The 16,476-nt window shown below is 64.5% G+C and carries 15 protein-coding genes; 6 read left to right on the top strand and 9 right to left on the bottom strand.

The genetic code is table 11. The features are described 5' to 3' along the window. The first annotated feature begins 152 nt into the window (after positions 1–152). Together ACOCG7_RS19055 and ACOCG7_RS19050 are read left to right on the top strand one after the other, a co-directional pair. Positions 153–614 (top strand): (2Fe-2S)-binding protein, encoded by a 462-nt coding sequence (locus tag ACOCG7_RS19055; RefSeq protein ID WP_006046916.1) that lies wholly within the window; start codon positions 153–155, stop codon positions 612–614. A 2-nt stretch (positions 615–616) separates the two neighbouring features. Then, positions 617–2,827, top strand: a complete 2,211-nt coding sequence (locus ACOCG7_RS19050; protein WP_244744255.1) for a xanthine dehydrogenase family protein molybdopterin-binding subunit — start codon at positions 617–619, stop codon at positions 2,825–2,827. 124 nt (positions 2,828–2,951) lie between these two features. On the opposite strand, the gene ACOCG7_RS19045 is transcribed toward ACOCG7_RS19050, so the two are convergent. The 5 genes from ACOCG7_RS19045 to ACOCG7_RS19025 all read right to left on the bottom strand — a co-directional run bounded on the left by ACOCG7_RS19045 (position 2,952) and on the right by ACOCG7_RS19025 (position 8,604). Continuing rightward, the gene (locus ACOCG7_RS19045) at positions 2,952–3,644 is read right to left on the bottom strand and encodes a TetR/AcrR family transcriptional regulator (protein WP_073427681.1); all 693 of its coding nucleotides are present in this window, start codon (positions 3,642–3,644) and stop codon (positions 2,952–2,954) included. A gap of 173 nt (positions 3,645–3,817) precedes the next feature. After that, complete coding sequence (locus tag ACOCG7_RS19040) at positions 3,818–5,287, bottom strand: NAD-dependent succinate-semialdehyde dehydrogenase (protein ID WP_280519490.1); 1,470 nt, start codon at positions 5,285–5,287, stop codon at positions 3,818–3,820. Between the two features lie 11 nt (positions 5,288–5,298). Then, on the bottom strand, positions 5,299–6,309 hold the full coding sequence (locus tag ACOCG7_RS19035) for a dihydrodipicolinate synthase family protein (RefSeq protein ID WP_244744257.1): 1,011 nt from the start codon (positions 6,307–6,309) through the stop codon (positions 5,299–5,301). A 52-nt stretch (positions 6,310–6,361) separates the two neighbouring features. Continuing rightward, positions 6,362–7,366: an ornithine cyclodeaminase family protein gene (locus ACOCG7_RS19030; RefSeq protein WP_244744258.1), complete on the bottom strand. Its 1,005-nt coding sequence runs from the start codon at positions 7,364–7,366 to the stop codon at positions 6,362–6,364. A 104-nt stretch (positions 7,367–7,470) separates the two neighbouring features. Further along, positions 7,471–8,604, bottom strand: coding sequence for an FAD-dependent monooxygenase (locus ACOCG7_RS19025; RefSeq protein ID WP_244744259.1), 1,134 nt, complete (start codon positions 8,602–8,604; stop codon positions 7,471–7,473). 114 nt (positions 8,605–8,718) lie between these two features. On the opposite strand from ACOCG7_RS19025, the gene ACOCG7_RS19020 reads away from it, so the two are divergent. After that, positions 8,719–9,530, top strand: a protein-coding gene (locus tag ACOCG7_RS19020) for an IS5 family transposase (protein WP_114161924.1) whose coding sequence is annotated in 2 segments (ribosomal slippage) — positions 8,719–9,058 and positions 9,058–9,530 — 813 coding nt in all. Because the reading frame shifts where the segments join, the coding sequence is not laid out codon by codon here. Between the two features lie 29 nt (positions 9,531–9,559). Here the strand turns inward: ACOCG7_RS19020 and ACOCG7_RS19015 are convergent. After that, entirely contained in the window at positions 9,560–10,558 is a 999-nt protein-coding gene (locus ACOCG7_RS19015; RefSeq protein WP_083083431.1) for a fumarylacetoacetate hydrolase family protein, read from the bottom strand. Between the two features lie 249 nt (positions 10,559–10,807). Here ACOCG7_RS19015 and ACOCG7_RS19010 point away from each other — a divergent pair, with 249 nt between their 5' ends. From ACOCG7_RS19010 to ACOCG7_RS19000, 3 genes are all read left to right on the top strand, one after another. Further along, on the top strand, positions 10,808–11,758 hold the full coding sequence (locus ACOCG7_RS19010; RefSeq protein WP_421379460.1) for a VOC family protein: 951 nt from the start codon (positions 10,808–10,810) through the stop codon (positions 11,756–11,758). A gap of 24 nt (positions 11,759–11,782) precedes the next feature. Beyond that, positions 11,783–12,151 (top strand): Rieske (2Fe-2S) protein, encoded by a 369-nt coding sequence (locus ACOCG7_RS19005; protein WP_244744263.1) that lies wholly within the window; start codon positions 11,783–11,785, stop codon positions 12,149–12,151. A gap of 127 nt (positions 12,152–12,278) precedes the next feature. Beyond that, complete coding sequence (locus ACOCG7_RS19000) at positions 12,279–13,178, top strand: SphA family protein (protein ID WP_244744265.1); 900 nt, start codon at positions 12,279–12,281, stop codon at positions 13,176–13,178. Between the two features lie 104 nt (positions 13,179–13,282). Here the strand turns inward: ACOCG7_RS19000 and ACOCG7_RS18995 are convergent, their stop codons facing one another. Genes ACOCG7_RS18995 through ACOCG7_RS18985 form a run of 3 tightly spaced genes read right to left on the bottom strand, consistent with a single transcriptional unit; the run spans position 13,283 to position 16,473 of the window. After that, a complete protein-coding gene (locus ACOCG7_RS18995; RefSeq protein ID WP_244744267.1) occupies positions 13,283–14,470 on the bottom strand; it encodes an MFS transporter in 1,188 nt (395 codons plus the stop codon). Positions 14,471–14,473: 3 nt separating this feature from the next. Then, on the bottom strand, positions 14,474–15,424 hold the full coding sequence (locus ACOCG7_RS18990; RefSeq protein ID WP_244744269.1) for a PDR/VanB family oxidoreductase: 951 nt from the start codon (positions 15,422–15,424) through the stop codon (positions 14,474–14,476). Continuing rightward, positions 15,421–16,473, bottom strand: coding sequence for an aromatic ring-hydroxylating dioxygenase subunit alpha (locus ACOCG7_RS18985; RefSeq protein WP_244744272.1), 1,053 nt, complete (start codon positions 16,471–16,473; stop codon positions 15,421–15,423). Before ACOCG7_RS18985 ends, ACOCG7_RS18990 begins: the two co-directional genes overlap by 4 nt. Positions 16,474–16,476: the final 3 nt, after the last annotated feature.

Genomic DNA, 16,476 nt, shown 5'->3' with positions numbered 1-16,476 from the left:
CCAGGCGCCTGCCGCGCAGCCACGGTTGGGCCGCTCGATTTGCAGCATTGTTCAATATTTTTGCAGGATCGTGTAAGCACAACGGCGCGTGCTCGGTCACACTGCCGCGTACACCCGGCGCCAAGTTCGGGCTTTCCCCACGGAGAGGTTCCATGTCCACATCGTTTGTCCTGAACGGCAAGAACGTTACGCTCGATGCCGATCCTACTACCCCGCTTCTCTGGGCGATCCGCGAGAACGCGGGCCTGCACGGCACGAAGTTCGGCTGCGGCATGGCGCAATGCGGCGCCTGCACGGTTCATCTGGAAGGCGAAGCCACCCGTTCGTGCGTGCTGCCGCTCGCCGCCGTCGCGGGCAAGCGCATCACCACCATCGAAGGCATCGAAAGCCGGCCCGCCAAAGCCATCCAGGCCGCATGGGTCAAGCTGCAGGTGCCGCAGTGCGGTTACTGTCAGTCCGGGCAGATCATGTCCGCGACCGCCTTGCTCGAACGCAACGCCACGCCTACCGACGCCGACATCGACGCCGCGATGAACGGCAATCTGTGCCGCTGCGCGACCTACGCCCGCATCCGCGCGGCCATTCACGAAGCCGCCGCCACCCTGAAGGCCTGACCATGACCACCGATCTCGATCTCACGGACGCCGTGCGCCCGTCGCGCCGGACCTTCCTGAAAGCAGCCGGCGCGGTCGCGGCGGTCGGCCTCACCATCGGCTTCGAGTGGGCGGGCACGGGCCGCCGCGCGCTCGCCGCCACGACGCCCGGGGCGGCGTTCGCACCCAACGCCTTCCTGCGCGTCGCGCCGGACAACAGCGTGACGGTCATCGCGAAACACGTCGAGATGGGCCAGGGCGCGTACACCGGCATCGCGACGATCGTCGCCGAGGAACTGGATGCGAACTGGCAGGACGTGCGTGTCGAAAGCGCGCCCGCCGACGCCAAGCGCTACGCGAATCTCGCGTTCGGCACGATGCAGGGCACGGGCGGCAGTTCGGCGATGTCCAACTCGTGGATGCAACTGCGCGAGGCCGGCGCGAAAGCGCGCGCGATGCTGGTCTCCGCCGCCGCCGCGCAGTGGCGGGTGCCCGCGTCCGAGCTGACGACGCGCGACGGCAGCGTTCATCACGCGGCCACGAACCGGAGCGCGACCTACGGCTCGCTCGCGTCGGCCGCGGCCCGGCTACCAGTGCCTGACAAGGTCACGCTGAAATCGCCGGAGGATTTTCGTCTGATCGGCCACCAGGTGCCGCGCGTCGATGTCCCGCCGAAAACCGACGGCACCGCGCAGTTCACGCTCGACGTGACGTTTCCCGGCATGCTGGTCGCGTTGCTGCAGCGTCCGCCGCTGTTCGGCGCGACGGTCAAGTCGTTCGATGCGTCGGCTGCCAAAGCGGTGCCGGGCGTGGTCTCGGTCGTGCAGGTGCCGGGCGGCGTCGCGGTCGTCGCCAAGGGCTTCTGGGCGGCCAAGCAGGGCCGCGACGCGCTGAAGGTCGAATGGGACGATTCGAAGGCCGAGAAGCGCAGCTCGGACGCGATGATGGCCGAATACCGGCAACTCGCGGAGCAACCCGGCGCATCCGCCCGCAAGGACGGCGATGCGACGCAGGCGCTCGCCGGCGCGGCGAAGAAGATCTCCGCCACCTATTCATTCCCCTATCTCGCTCACGCGCCGATGGAGCCGCTCGACGCCGTCGTCAAGCTCACCGCCGACAGTTGCGAGATCTGGGCCGGCGACCAGTTCCAGACCGTCGACCAGGGCAATGCCGCGCACACGGCCGGGCTCGACCCGCAGCAGGTGAAGATCCACACGCTGTATGCGGGCGGCAGCTTCGGGCGGCGCGCGAACGCGCGCTCGGACTATATCGTCGAGGCCGTCTCGATCGCCAAGGCGCTGGGCGCGAACGGCACGCCCGTCAAGCTGCAGTGGACCCGCGAGGACGACATCCACGGCGGCCTGTACCGCCCGATGTACTTCCACAAGCTCGACGCGGGCCTGAGCGCGGACGGCAAGCTGGTCGGCTGGCGGCACCGGATCGTCGGCCAGTCGATTCTCGCGGGCACGCCGTTCGCGAGCTTCATGGTCAAGAACGGGATCGACGCGACGTCCGTCGAGGGCGCCGCCAACATGGCCTACGCGGTTCCGAACATCTCGGTCGAACTGACGACCACGCAGACCGGCGTGCCGGTGCTGTGGTGGCGGGTAGTCGGCAGCTCGCACACGGCATTCGCGGTCGAGGCGTTCATCGACGAAGCCGCGCACGCCGCGGGCAAGGACCCGTTCGCGTTCCGCCGCGATCTGCTCGCGCACGAACCGCGCATGCGGGCCGTGCTCGAACTCGCCGCCCGGAAAGCGGGCTGGGACCCGGCCAAACCGTTGCCGAAAGGCCGCGGGCGCGGCATCGCGGTGGCCGAGGCGTTCAAGACGTTCGTCGCGCAGGTCGCGGAAGTTTCCGTCGACAAGGACGGTAACGTGAAGGTGGAGCGCGTCGTGTGCGCGGTGGATTGCGGCACGCCGATCAATCCCGATGTGATCGCCGCCCAGATGGAAGGCGGGATCGGCTTCGGTCTCGGCGCGGTGTTGCATAGCGCGATCACGCTGAAGGACGGCAAGGTCGAGCAGAACAATTTCGACGGCTACCAGGTGCTGCGAATCGCCGAGATGCCCAAGGTCGAGGTGCATATCGTGCCGTCGGGCGAGGCGCCCACGGGTGTCGGCGAGCCGGGTGTCGCGCCGGTCGGGCCGGCGGTCGCGAACGCGATTTTCGCGGCCACGGGCAAACGGCTTCACAGCTTGCCGTTTCCGGCCGTTGCGGAAAAAAGCGCCTGACGGTCGCTTGTGCGAAACCGTTCGACGAGCGCCGCTCCCTGCCGGGAGCGGCGTTTTTTTTGCTTGATGGGCGGACCGGCGAACCGAAGCGGGTCACAAGCGCGTGGCGCTCACACGCCACGCCTCAGCGTGCGGCACCCGCCGTCTTTTTCGTGGGCGCTTTCCGCTTCATCTGCTCACGCAGTTGCACCACGTCCGGCACGTCGACGCCCAGCAACGTGTAGACGTAACTGATGTGCTCCTGCGCGAAATGGTCGTCGAGCGGACCGTTTCCGACCAGCAGGCGCATGTAGACCGGCGCATACAGAATCTCGCTCAGCGTCTCGATGTTCGGCGGCACGGGAATGCGCGCGCAACCGCGCCACTGCTCGAGCATTTCGCGGACGAGCGCCCGACGCCCATAGTGAAACCGCTCGCGGAATTCGCGCAGCACAGCGGGATCGGCCTGACCTTCCGCGATGATCTGCGCGACGATCCTGCCGGACCATCCGGCGTATTCGTGAATCAGCGAAACAAGATGCGCCGCAATGGCCTCGCCGGGCGGCAAGTTCCGCGGCATCGGCGTCTTGACGAGGTGGTGCTCGATGAACGCATCGATCACGACGAGCGCCTTCGAATTCCACCAGCGGTAGATCGTCGCCTTGCCGACACCGGCCTCCTTGGCGATGGCCTCGATGGAGATCGACTGAATCGTGCGCGTCTCGAGCAGACGAACCGTCGCCGCAAGAATCTGCGTACGCGTTTCCTCGCTGCGCGGTCGGCCGACGCCTCGTGCGGTGAAGGATGCGGTAACAGGAGGCTGAGCGTTTGTCTTCATTGGCGTAACGGAAAGTCGGTTGGCAAGATCGCCTCGATGTGCCGCGAGCGCGGACCGCGCAACACGCAATTATAAGACACATCGTATCCTATTTGCCTGTCCAACTCGAAGAAGCACGCCAGCCGCGGCGTTCCCGCCTGGACGGCAATGCCTACCGACGCGATCCACCGCCGTCAAAGCCCGCCGAGCGCCACATACTTGATTTCAAGGTAATCATCGACGCCATACTTCGAGCCCTCGCGACCCAGACCCGAGTTCTTGACGCCGCCGAACGGCGCAACCTCCGTCGAGATCAAGCCCTCGTTGACGCCGACCATGCCGAACTCGAGTCGATCGACGACACGGAAAATGCGCCCCACGTCGCGGGCGAACACATAGGAGGCGAGACCGAACGGCGTGTCGTTGGCTAGCGCGATTGCCTCGTCTTCCGTGTCGAAGCGAAACAGCGGTGCGACCGGTCCGAAGGTTTCCTCGTTGAAAATCGCGGCCTCGCGAGACACGTCGGCCAACACCGTCGGTTCGAAGAAGCAGCCGCCGAGCGCGTGGCGCTTGCCACCTGTCAGCACACGAGCGCCTTTGCGCAGCGCGTCCGAAATATGCTCCTCGACCTTGCGAACGGCGTCCTCGTTGATGAGCGGCCCCTGCACCACACCCTCGTGCATGCCGTTGCCCACGCGGAGGGCGGCGGTGGCTTCGGCCAGCTTCCTCGCGAAACGGTCGTAGACGCCCGACTGCACCAGTATGCGATTGGCCGCGACGCAAGCCTGCCCCGCGTTGCGGTACTTCGCGGCGAGCGCGCCTTTTACCGCTGCATCCACGTCGGCATCGTCGAACACGATAAGCGGCGCGTTGCCGCCTAGTTCCATGCTGGTTTTCTTGATGGTCGGCGCGCACTGCGCGAGCAGTTGCGCGCCGACTTCCGTCGAACCGGTGAACGAAAGCTTGCGGACCACCGCGCTGGCAGTGAGCTCCCCGCCAATGGCGCGAGCCGAGCCGGTGACGATATTGCAAACGCCCGGCGGCAGACCGGCGCGCTCGGCAAGCACCGCCAATGCGAGCGCGGACAGCGGCGTCTGACTCGCCGGCTTGATCACTCCGGCGCAACCGACGGCCCACGCCGGGCCTGCCTTGCGGGTGATCATCGCGGAAGGAAAATTCCACGGCGTGATCGCCGCGAATACACCGATCGGCTCCTTTTGCACGAGGATGCGACGACCGTCGACATTGCGCGGAATGATGTCGCCATAGACGCGCTTCGCTTCCTCCGAGAACCACTCGATGAAACCCGCGGCATACAGGATTTCGCCACGCGATTCGACGAGCGGCTTGCCCTGCTCCGCGGTCATGATGACAGCGAGATCGTCGATGTGCGCCAGCATCAGGTCGTATAGCGTGCGCAATACCTTGGCGCGCTCCTTGGGCAACGCCTTGCGCCACACCCGCATCGCGCGCTCGGCTGCGGCGATTGCCCGGCGGGTCTCGTTCGCGCCGCCATTCGGCACGCGCGCGACCCGTTCGCCGGTCGCCGGATTGCGCACTTCCAGCGTCTCGCCACTGTCGGCGGGCACCCATTCGCCGTCAATCAGCATGGCCTGCCTCAGCAGGCCGGGGTCCTTCAAAGGTAGCGCGATGAATTCACTCATGTCGGTCGGTCTCACACGGGATGGCGGCCGACGAAGAAGGCCTCGTCGGGATCGCTCGTCGGATTCAGGCCCGCTGCTTCGAGGCCCTTGCGCAAGACGGTCATGTCGCGCTGGTACACGCGCTGGGTCGGATGCGGCATCGGGCCGCCGTTGTAGCCTTGCAACCAGGCCTGGTATTTCCACAACATCCGGTTGAGCAGACCGTTGGCCGCGATCGGCAGGCTGGCGAACGCCTTGCGCGCCGGGTCCATCTTGTACCAGAGCTGCGTGGCCTGATCGTATTCGCCCGCGCGGATCAGCTTGTGAATCCGTGGCAGCAGCGGCCCGTAATAGGCCGAATAATTCGTGCCGCAAAACGGGATGTCCATCACCTGCGCGAGCGGTACGTACTCGTATTCCAGCGGAGACGAAATCACGACTTCCTCGTGGAATTCGCGGTGCACCTCGATCGCCGACATGATGTAGGGCAGGCCGCCCTCGGCCTTGATCGCGACCACGTTGGGAATTTCATCCACCATGCGGCGCAGCACCGGCAGCGGAATATCGGCGGGATGCAAACGCGAAAAGCCCCAGGCCGGCAGCGGGAACACCATCACGCCGAGATTCGTCGCGGCGCAGATCGCCTTCGTGTACTCGAACACTTCGTCGTAGGACTTCGGATAGAAGTACGGGGGATAGCCGAGCAGCACCAGGTCGGCGCCGCCCGCCTCCGCCAGTCTGATCGCCTCGATGTTGTCTTCCAGCGTATTGAACACCGCGTGATGCACGATCACGAGGCGGCCCGCGGCCTGGTCGGCCATGATGGCGCAGAACTCGCCGTACTGCGCCTGCGTGATCGCCACTTCCGAGCACGAAAGCGAGCCGACGAAGCCGTGCTCGATCGCCAGTTCGACATCGTGGCGGACGGCTTTTTCGTTGATGCGCCTGAAGTCCGATGTCATCGTCGGAATGGTCACGTTGGCGACGCCAACGAGATGCTCACGCGCCCATTCGCGCGCTTCGTTTCGGGTGTAGCGGGCCATCCTGTGCTCCTTTTTTGCGTTGCTATTGAATGCCGCGTGTCCTGGTGTGCGCTTAGCGCTTGGTTTCGAATTCGATCGGCAGCGGCGTCGCGAGGCCGGCCGCGATTGCCTTGTCGAGGATGAGTTCCGCCACCACGATGTCCTGCAGCCCGCCGCCCACCGACTTGTACATCCGGGTGCGGGCGTCTTTCAGGCGCTCATCGATTGCTCCGCTCATCAGATCCGTCAGGCTGAACGACTTGTCGCGAAACGCGATGCCGGCTTCGTGGGCGGCAAGCATGTCGCCGGTTTCTTCCAGGACTTCCTCGAGCGTGTCGCACACGATGATGTCGCTGCGAGCGACGACCGAGACATCGATCTCGCGCTGCTCGGGAATGGTCGAGCCGATCGATACGACGGTCGCGCCGGGCTCGAGCCAGTCGCCGAAAAGAATCGGCTGTTCGCCCCTCGCGCGCGCCGCGGCGAGCACGATCCCGGCGCCGTCTACCGCTTCTTGCGCCGACGCCACACCGCGCGCGGGCACGCCGAGATCGCGTGTCACGGCTTGCGCAAACGCGGCGCGCCGCTCGGGTGTCGGGCTGAACACGACGACCTCGCTCAGATCCCGCACGCTGGCGATGGCACGGGTATGCATCGTCGCTTCGAGGCCGCTGCCGAGCACGGCGAGGCGCGCGGCGCCGCGAGGCGCCAGCCGGTCGAGTGCGGCAGCCGAGGTGGCGGCCGTGCGATAGCCGGTAACCAGATTGCCGTCGACAAACGCGGCGATGCGGCTGGTCTCCCGGTCGAACAGGACGATCACGTATTCGACGCCGGGCGCGGCCGCGTCCATCGCCATGCCCATGATCTTGGCGCCGTAGTAGCGGCCGCCCACCGGCACGGCCGGCAGCGTGCGCAGCCAGGTCTTGCCGGCGGCCGCCACGGTGCGCGGCGGGGCGGATTTCGGCGGAACCGGCCGCGCATAGGCCGACTGCAGCGCGCGTATCGCATCCGTCCAGTCGAAGACGGCCTTGGCGGTGTCGCTGGAGACGAATACCGGAGCAAACGAGGTGGCGGTCATGGCAAACAATAAAGAGTGATTTGAAAGAACCGGGCCCGCCGGCAGCACGCGTCGATGCGTCCTTGCGCAGAGCCAATGCCCGCTCCGGAATCGAGGTTCCGCGCTCAGAACGGCTGGGCGAGCACGCCATAACCTTCGAACAGGAGTTCGACGGCACGCCGTCCGTCCGCGTGTGGGTCCTGCTCCGCCTGACAGATGGCCAGCGAGATGTCGAACACCCGCTTCACCCGCTCGCCACGACGCTGCCCATAGGCGACGAGTGCATCGTCGATACTTGTGCGCTGGCTCAGTTCCTCGATCAGCACGACCGCGTCCTCGATCGCCATGCCGCCGCCGGACGTCAACTGCGGTGTGACCGAATGCGCGGCATCCCCCACCAGTACGACTCGCCCCCGATGCCACGGCTGCGGCATGAACAGGATGTCGAACGGACGGTAACTGATGTAGCGCGTGCCATCGCAACGCCCGATCGCCGCGAGAAGATCGGGCGCCGAAAAACCCTCCAGACGCTCCCTGAACATCTCGCTCAGCCTGTCTTGCGCCATATGCGCGTGGACCTTGGCGTTCTCGAGGAAGAAGTAGTAGCAAAGCTTGTCGGAGAGCGGCAGGCCACCCACCGCGCGGCCGTCCCGGTGCTTGTACAGCACGAGCCCGTCGAACTCCGCGGGCCGCTCCACCGTGAAGCGCCACGCGCCTTGTCCCGCATAAGCCGGCTGATACTCGCCGCCGAATACTTTGCAACGCGTCTTTGAATACGTTCCGTCCGCGGCGACCAGCAGATCGCAGCGCCCCGTTTCACCCGTCGACAGTCGATATGAGACGCCGTTGCCGTCCTGCTCGATATCCTCGACGGTCGTGCGATAGTCGATCCGGGCACCGCTCGCGAGCGCCTGCCCTTCGAGCACCTCCGCCAGCTTCGGCCGCATGATGCCGATCGCGCCGGGGGCGTCCGGCCTGAAGATGCGCGGCGGACGCCGCTCGTTCACGATCTCGCCCGCGTCGTTGCGCACACTGACCGTGTCCCATCCCGAGCCCGCCGCCATGCAACTGTCGGCGAGCCCCACGCGATCCAGTGCGCGCAACGCGTTGCCAAGCAGGGAAATGCCGGTTCCCTGCTGATCCATCCGGTGGCCGCTCTCCACGACCCTCGCGTCCATACCGGCGCGCGCGAGTCCGTGAGCGAGCGTCATGCCACTGATCCCTCCGCCGACGACAAGCACCTTGTGCTGCGAAGCCATGACTGTGTCTCCTTGAAATTTGTTTTAGAAGCTGTTGCGAAATTAAGTTTTGGGTCTGTTAAACTTTTCTGACTTGGTGTTAACTTCTTGTCTTGTTTTGCCTGACAGGAAGCAATGCCTAAAGAACTCATAGACGACGAATTGTGGTCACTCATCGAACCGCTTCTGCCCGCGCGAGCACCGCGCAATCGCCAGTACGCGGGCCGCAAACCGACGCCAGACCGAGCAGTGCTGACTGGCATCGTGTTCGTGCTGCGCTCGGGCATTGCGTGGAACCTGCTGCCGCAGGAAATGGGTTGCGGCTCAGGCACCGCCTGCTGGCGACGGCTCGTCGCATGGCAGAAGGCCGGTGTCTGGCAACGTATCCACGAAACGCTGCTGGCCGAACTGCGCCGCCGTGGCGAAATCGACTTAACGCGTGCCATCGTCGACAGCTCATCAATTCGCGCCATGCTGGCGGGAAAAAAACCGGCCCGAATCCCACGGACCGGCGCAAGCTCGGCAGCAAGCACCACCTCATCGTCGACGCGCAAGGCATCCCGCTCGCGGTCATCCTGACCGGCGCAAACCGCCACGACATTACGCAGCTCGATGCACTGGTCCAGGCCATTCCACATATCCGGGGCAAACGGGGACGTCCCCTGCACAAGCCGCAAATCGTTCAGGGCGACCGGGGCTACAGTTCCGAGCCACATCGGCAGCGCTTGCGCGAACGTGGCATCACGCCCGTGCTCGCAAAAATTGGCTCGCCCCATGGCAGCGGACTCGGCAAAACGCGTTGGCAAGTCGAGCGCTCGATTGCCTGGCTTCACTCGTTTCGACGCCTGAAGATTCGCTATGAACGCTACGCCCATATCCACGAGGCTTTCCTCTCGTTAGCTTGCGCCTTGATTTGCTGGACGCGCCTCAAGCCTTGGTTTAACTAATTTCGCAACAGCTTCTTAGTCGCGTCAACTCACATGAACGGAGCGCGCTCCTGCGGCCACCACAATCCCGGTTGCGGCTGGCCCATCCGGTTGCGCAGAATGCCCACGCCGCCCACTTCGAGTTCCACCACGTCGCCGGGCTGAAGCCTGCGATCGAGTTCGAGCGCGGAGCCGCCGCCCATCGTGCCCGAGCCGATCACGTCGCCGGGCTCCAGCACTTCGCCCAGGCTCGCCCACGCGATCAGTTCGTCGACGCTCCAGAGCTTGTTCGCGCTCGTGCCCTTGCCCCAGGTCTCGCCGTTGACGCGCACTTCCATGGGAATGGCGTCGAGGTCGGCGAATTCGTCGATCGTCGTGATCCACGGCCCCACTCCATAGGCGAAGTCCTTGCACTTGGTCGGCCCCATCTGGATGGGCATTTCGATCGACTGGCGATCGCGGGCACTGAAGTCGTTGAACACCGTGATGCCGAAGAGATAGGGACGCGCCTGTTCCGGCCTCAGATTACCGCCGCGCCGGCCGATGATGTAGCCGAGTTCCAGCTCGTAATCCATATGCCCGATATAGCCCGGCCACGGCACCTCCGCATCATGACCGATGACGGTATGCGGCGTCCCCTTGAAATAGCCCGGCACCTTCAGCAGGCTCTCATGCGGCTTGTGCCCGATCTTCTCGTGAAAGCCCTTGATGTGTCCGATGAACGTCAAGCCGTCGCGGACAACGGAGGGATCGGTGGCAGGCAGCCACTTCGCCTCTGCGATCGGGATCGACGCTTCGTCCGGGCGCTCCTTGTCCGCGCGGCGGGCAGCGTCGAGAAACCGCTCGCCGAGGCCGATCGCCGCCGACATGCTGCCGGGAAAGAGCGCCTCCGACAGCCGGCGCGCCGATTCTCCCGTCGCGCCCTGTTTCTCCAGCGCCAGCACGGACGCGCGCTTCAGATCGATGACGCGCCCTTCTTCCGGCAATACCAGCACCAGACGGGCGACATCCCCATCCGGACCGTTCACAGCGATGCGACCCAGCTTCATTGTTCGGCTCCAGTTTCTGGATACAGCGGCTATGCCGGCCTTCCCGGCCTAACCCCACGCATCCTCGTTAGTGACCGTTTCATTATATATACGATACGCCGCGTATCGTAAGCGAGGGTTTTTCCTCATGCTGAAAAACCATGTGGAAACCCGAACGCCTCTTGCGTTATTCGAAGCAAGCGGAATATTATGATCCGAACCGTATCGTATTAACCGACATCACCTTTCTCTTTCGACAGGACGCTTAAAGTGAGAATCCTTGGACCTGACACACTCGTTTTCGGCGTCGACGACGTCGCAAGCTGCGCGAGCTTTCTCGCCGACTACGGACTGACGCCGCAAGGCGATGGCGCGTTTGAGGCGCTCGACGGAACGGGCGTCGTGATTCGCCACAAGGACGACCCCGCGCTGCCGAAGTGGACGCTGCCGACGAGCAATCAGCTACGCAAAACGATCTACGGTGTGGAGGATCGAGCCGCACTCGACGAAATCGCGCATGAGTTGGCCAGGGACCGCGAAGTCAAATTTCTGGCGGACGGCTCGATCGAAGCGACCGACGACTCGGGATTCCTCCTCGGGTTTCAACTCTCCGTGCGTCGAACGCCAACGCTCGCGGCCGAGCAGATCAACGCGCCCGGCGATGCGCAGCGCGCACTGAACGTCACCGGTTCGCCGGCGAATCGCGACGAACCGCCGCCGCTTCCCAGGACGCTTTCGCACGTCGTCTACTTCGTGCCCGACACGGACAAGGCCGAGGCGTTTTATGTGAACCGGCTCGGCTTCCGGGTCAACGACCGCTTCACCGGAATCGGCCCGTTCCTGCGCCCGCGGGGCACCCTCGATCACCACACGTTGTTCTTCATCAAGACGCCGCCGGCCATGCAGGGTTGCGAACATTTCACGTTCCACATGGGCGGTCCGTCGGAGGTGCTGCGAGCAGGCCACGCGTTCGCGGCCAAGGGTTACGAATCGTTCTGGGGACCAGGCCGTCACCGGTTCGGCTCGAACTGGTTCTGGTACTTCAATAGTCCGCTGGGTTGCCATATCGAATACGACGCCGACATGGATCAGCTCGACGACTCCTGGGTTCCGCGTGTCGCCCCCGCCATCGCGGAGAACTCGCAGGAATTTCTCTTCCAGTTGCGCGAGACGTGGGCGCCCGGAGGGCCGCCCCCGACGCAATCCCGAACAGAGTCCTGAAAGCAAGCCTGAACGCAGGTCGCCATGCCGGATTCGGGCACTGCCCAATGGGTCCGCCTGTGCGAGTTGAACGCGCTTGCGCCGACTGGCGCACGCGGATTCGACTTGCAAGGACGCGGCGTCGACGACCTCTTCGTCGTGCGCCGGCACGCGCTCCTGCGCGGCTACATCAATTCGTGTCCGCATTGGCCCGGGGCTTCTCTGCCGTGGCGAAAGCACGCCTATCTCGACCAGGGTGCGAACCACATCGTTTGCCACAGCCACGGTGCGAAATTCACGCTTGATGACGGCCTGTGCGTATCGGGGCCCTGCGCGGGCCAGCACCTCCAGGCGGTCGCCTTGAGGATTGAAGAAGGCAGGTACGTCAGCGCGCTCTTGCCGATGCCGCGTTGACAAACGCACCGGCGACCCTCGCGAAACGTCGTCCGGTATCGCTGACTGCACGCCAACGAGAGCGTGTTCGTCGCGCAATAACTTCGCGGCACAAATCAAAATCCTTATAAATACAGGAGACACGGCAATGAAACGATACAAACTTTACGGCGTCGCGTGCGCCGCGCTGGGTCTCGCCCAGAGCCCTGCATTCGCGCTCGAAAACGGCACGAGCAGCTATCCGTCGGGGATCATGACCGTGATGAGCGGACTGCTTGGCGGCCCCGGAACCTATCTCTACACCTACAACAAATTCGAGAACATGACGTCGCTACGCGACGGCGGCGGCAACAGCAATCCGCAAGGCGCCAATGGCGGGCTGCAGGCCCATTCGCTGCGAGCGGTTCATGTGTTCGAAACGCCGACCATTCTGGGCGGCACCATCGCCGTCCAGGCTGCGCTTCCCTATGTGGACGGCACCTTGCACCTGCCGTCGTTTGGAATCTCCGGCGGCGGGCGTGGATTCGCCGATCCGCTGTTTGGCATGCTCGTCGGCTGGCAATCGCCGCACTATCTGCAGACCGTCGAACTCGACGTCGTCGCCCCGTGGGGTTCGTACGACAAGAGCCGTCTGTTCAATCCGGGAAGCAACGTCACGAGTTTCTATCTCGCCTATGCGTTTACCTGGATGCCGCTCCAGCAGATCGAGCTCAGCTCCAAGATCAATCTGAGCTATAGCAGCGTGAATTCGGCGACGCACTATCAGTCGGGCGTTCAGCTTACCGCTGACTACGGCCTCAATTACCACATCAATCAGAACTGGCTCGTCGGTGTCGGCGGATACGTGAATACCCAGCTCAACGACGACAAGATCAACGGCCAGTCCGCGTTCGGCGACGGACATCGCACCAACGAGTTGACGCTGGGACCGCAGGTCGGCTATGGCACGCAGAAATGGGGCGCCGTGCTTCACTGGCAGCATCAGATCTACGCGCGCAATGCCGCCTACGGCAATACGCTGTGGCTCAACGCGTACGTCAAGTTCTAGCGGCATGAAGTCGGGCGTTGCGGCTGCATCGCCCGATTTTTGTGCTGCTCGCGTCTCGCTTGTGTCGCGCATCAAGGCGCCGCCATGGCATTGCAGCCGCCCGCTTATTCCGGGACCCGCGACGTTTGCGGCGCACGCCTGGGCGTCGACAGATGCGCGAAGACGAGCGCAAGGACGAGCAGCCCCACCGCGCAGACAGCGAACAGGATGCGTACCGAAGCATGAGCGAGCGACCGCGCACCCAACGCGATTCCGAACGACTGCCCCAGAAAGAGCACGCACGAAAACAGCGAAACGGCCGTGCCTCTCGCCTGCGGGGCCATCTGCGCGGCATGGTTCTGCAAGACGTTGTGAAGGGCGTAAAAACCGAATCCGGCGAGCATGCAGGCTGGGACGGATAGCCACCAGAACGGCGAGACCGCAAGCGCGACCAGCGAGATTGCGAGCAGCAGCCCGCCCACTCGCGCAAGCCGCGCATCCCTGAAACGCCGTATCACGCGCTTCGAGCTCAGACTGAAGAGCAGCCCTCCCACGCCGTAGCTCGATGCGATCAATCCCGCCGTGGACGAAGACAGCCCAAACGACGTGCTGAGGTAGGTCGGCAAGAATGCCAATGCGCTGTACGCAAAGGCGCCTTCAACGAAAGTCACCAGCAAGACGATGCGAACCCGGCTTGCGCCGAGCATCCCGATCGTCCGGCGCGCGAACGCCGGTTGTTTCGTCGGGGTGTCTCGCGCGATGGGCGGCGACACGCTTCGCACCGCCAGCCAGCCGAGCGCGAACACCGCCGCGATCGACACGAACGGAGTGCGCCACCCCCATGAGGAAGCCAGCGCCGCGCCGCCCCATTGCCCCGCGATCATGCCGAGCACGGTAGCGCCGAGCAGACGCGCGAGCGCCGCCTGGCGCTCGCCGTCCGCGCTGTGATCGCCGATCCACGCCATCGTCAACGGAACGATGCCTGCCGCCGCCGCACCCGAAAAAAACCGCGCCGCAAGCAGTTCGTCCAGATTGCCGGCAAAGCACGCGCCAAGGTTGCCGAGTGCGCAAACCACCGCCGCGAGCGCGATCACGCGCATTTTTCCGAGCCGGTCGCCGAGCGGCCCCGAGCCTAGCTGACAGATTCCGTAGGCGAGCGCGAACGACGCTATGGTCTGCGCGGCGCGATCGGCGCCGACCGCGAACGCCGTCGCAAGAACGGGCAGCATCGAATCGCACATGCGCATGGAGGCCATGCTGCCAAAGCAGCAGATATAAAGCGGCCATTGCGCGTTATCGCGGGTTCCGGTCATGGCTCAGAGATCGATCACCAGCTCCTGGGTCGTCGCTCTCGACACGCAAATCATGAGCGACTTGCCCTCGCGCTGCTCCTCGGCGCTCAGTACATAGTCGCGATGATCGACCTTCCCCGACACGATCGCCGTCTCGCAACTTCTGCAAAGCCCTTCCCGGCAGGAAAACGCAGGCGTCAGACCATGCCGTTCGAGGCAATCGAGAATCGATTCGTCGGGCTCTACCGTGTACCGCGCGCCGCTCCGCGCGAGAGTGACGGTAAACAGCTTCTCGCCGCCGCGCTCGCGCTCGTCCGTTGAAGCCGCGAATCGCTCGAAATGAACGCGATTCGCACCGATGCCCAGGTCGCGAGCGCGCGCCGCGATTGCGTCCATGAGCCCGCCTGGTCCGCAACAGTACACATGCTCGGCGGGTTTCACGTCAGCGAGCATGCCGCTCACGTCGTGCGGCAACGCTGCCTCGTCGTCGGCATGGAGACGAATGTCACCGCCCAGCGCGAGCAACTCGTCCAGGAACCCCGCGTGTGCTCTCGAGCGTACGCAGTAGCTCAATTGCCACGGCAGCGCATGACGCTCACACCAGCGGATCATGCTGAGGATCGGCGTGATGCCAATGCCGCCGGCGATGAAGCGATGACAGGTCGCTTCGGCCGAGAGCGCAAAAAGCGAGCGCGGCTCACTGATGCGCAGCGTGTCGCCGGCCCGCAGCGCATCGTGCAGGTACGCCGATCCGCCCCGCGACGCCGCACTTCGGCTGACGCCGAGGCGGTAGCGTGTCGGATCGATCGGGTCATTGCACAGCGAATACTGACGCACGAGCCCCTCGCGCAAGTGAACGTCGACGTGCGCCCCCGGATCGAATGCCGGCAGGTTCGTCCCATCCGGTCTGCGCAATTCGATGTCGAGTATGCCCTCGGCCGCACGCGCGATTTTCTCGACGACGACTTCGATCACGACGTGGCCTCGCTCTTCCGCGCCGCTGCGGCGCCTTCTTCCTCGATCCGTTTGTTCACGGCCCAACGAAACTGCGAGAGGGCCGCGTCGATGCCGAACGCCATCATCCTGAAGCCGGGATCGAGCGTGAGATTCCGATGCTGAGCCGTCACGATGTCGCGGTCCTCGTCGAAGGCGTCGACCACCGCCTGATGAATCGAACGCGTCACGTCGGGCTGATCGAGCGAGAAATTGTGCGGATGAGCAAAGAAATAGTGCGTCGAGTTTTCGGTTTCAGGCGTCAGGGCCTGGCAACCGCGAAACTCGACCGCGCCGACACGAACGCCCTCGGGCGCACCAGTACCCGTTGGCGCCATGCCCGAATCCATGCGCAGAACCGCCGGCACCGTGAAGTCGTAGATGTTCCAGCGGTCGACCTTGCCCGGCCACGCCCGGACGGCTTTGGCGAACGGCGGCGGCTCGGTGTCGAGTGTCCACCGCGTGATGCGCACACCGTCTTCGAGTCGCTCGACTTTCGGCTGGCTGGCTGCGTAGTCCTCGCCTCCGCCCAGCGTGGTCGGATGAACGAATGGGAGATGCGAAAAGTCCAGCAGGTTGTCGCAGATCAGCAGGTAGTTGACGTCGTAGTGAATGTAGCCGGGCAGCGAGCGCCATGCTGGATCGTCGACCCAATGCGTGTCGGGAATCGTGGCCGGATCGGCCAGCGCGGGATCGCCCATCCAGATCCAGATCCAGCGGCAACGCTCCACGACCGGAAACTGCCTGACCCTGGCCTGCGGCGGAATTCTCTCCTGGGCCGGAGCTTCGACACAGGCTCCGTTGCTGTCGAATTTGAGGCCGTGATACATGCAACGAACGCAATCGCCTTCACGCCGGCCGACCGACAACGGCGCGCCGCGATGACAGCAGCGATCCATCAGCGCGACGACCTCGCCGCCTTCCTTCCGATACAGCAGAACGGGCGTGCCGATGATGGTGCGCGAGAACAGTTCGGCGCCCTCGACCTCATGCGACCAGGCGGCCACATACCAGGTGTTCCTGATGAACATCGC

The organism is Paraburkholderia sp. DD10, from assembly GCF_049177125.1.
Taxonomy (GTDB): domain Bacteria; phylum Pseudomonadota; class Gammaproteobacteria; order Burkholderiales; family Burkholderiaceae; genus Paraburkholderia; species Paraburkholderia terricola.
This window is presented reverse-complemented; position numbering and strand designations above follow the sequence as displayed.